This is a genomic window from Hymenobacter antarcticus, assembly GCF_039539545.1.
In the GTDB taxonomy this organism is placed as follows: domain Bacteria; phylum Bacteroidota; class Bacteroidia; order Cytophagales; family Hymenobacteraceae; genus Hymenobacter; species Hymenobacter antarcticus.
Genome location: NZ_BAABDI010000067.1, coordinates 1 through 949 on the forward strand (window position 1 = coordinate 1; position 949 = coordinate 949).

1 protein-coding gene is annotated in these 949 nt (G+C 58.4%); it reads right to left on the reverse strand.

Features of this window, described 5'->3' with window-relative positions; genetic code table 11:
* Positions 1 to 16 precede the first annotated feature (16 nt).
* Positions 17 to 850, reverse strand: coding sequence for an IS982 family transposase (locus ABD819_RS21395; protein WP_345127711.1), 834 nt, complete (start codon positions 848 to 850; stop codon positions 17 to 19).
* Positions 851 to 949 lie beyond the last annotated feature (99 nt).

The window sequence follows — 949 nt, forward strand, 5'->3', positions numbered from 1 at the left end:
TAACCCAAGTTGCGGACTATATGCCGGCTTGGTCGAGGGCGTGCACAAAGATGAAGAGGACGATTTTGAGGAAGAAACCTTGGGCCGTAACGGCATGAATTTGCTTGGGAAAGCGGGCCGTGAGTTGACTAAAACACGTTTCGATGGATTTGCGAAAGTGCTGAATCAGAAAGTTTTCGTGCGGTTCATGCGGCCGTTGGCTGTTTTTCTTGCGGGCCGTTTGCTGGCGGTTGCCCGTGGCCTCTTCAAAGAGGTCTTCCCCCACGTAATCGGTGTAGCCGGCATCGGTGTAGAGGATACTGCCCTCGGGCAAGTCCGGGGCCAATGCCCGCAGGCCGGTCTGGTCGGCTTCACTACCGGCATGGATGTAATAGTCGACCGGAATGCCGTCGGTGGTCGCCACGACCTGCACCTTGAACCCGTAAAACCAACTGCGCTTGCTGGCACAACGGCCGTGATAGGCCTTGCCGGTCAGGAGTTTACAGCGCGGGATGCGCGTATTGTGACACACCGCCACCGGAAACGAGTCGATGACGTAGCGGGCCTCGGTGTGCAGGTTCTTGAGCAGTTGCCCAAAGGTGGCGAACAAGCCCGCCAGCGTATCGGCCAGGGCGTGTAACTGCCGGTTGAAGCCGCTCTTATCCAGGCTTTTCTGGCCCCAGTGCTGCTCCATGTAGCGCTGGCCCAGCACCAGATTGCCGCCGAAGTAACGGGCCGCCACCAGGGCCGTGGTCAGCACCTGCGCATCCGACAAGTGCCGGCGCTTGTCGGCCGGCCGGGCCCACACCGGGCGGGTAGTGGTCAATAAATCATCGAGGAAGCAGTACATTGCAACGGTCTGTTCGCGCATGGGGAAAGTAGGAATGAGGCGGTTAGAGACCTCAAACCTACTTCTGCTCTGCCGAGCAGACTTTTTTTGTGCTCTCCAACTACTCCGCAACTTGGGTTA

Coding starts and splice junctions, on each gene's coding strand:
- ABD819_RS21395 (WP_345127711.1), bottom strand. CDS start 850: ATGCGCGAACAGACCGTTGCAATGTACTGCTTCCTCGATGATTTATTG.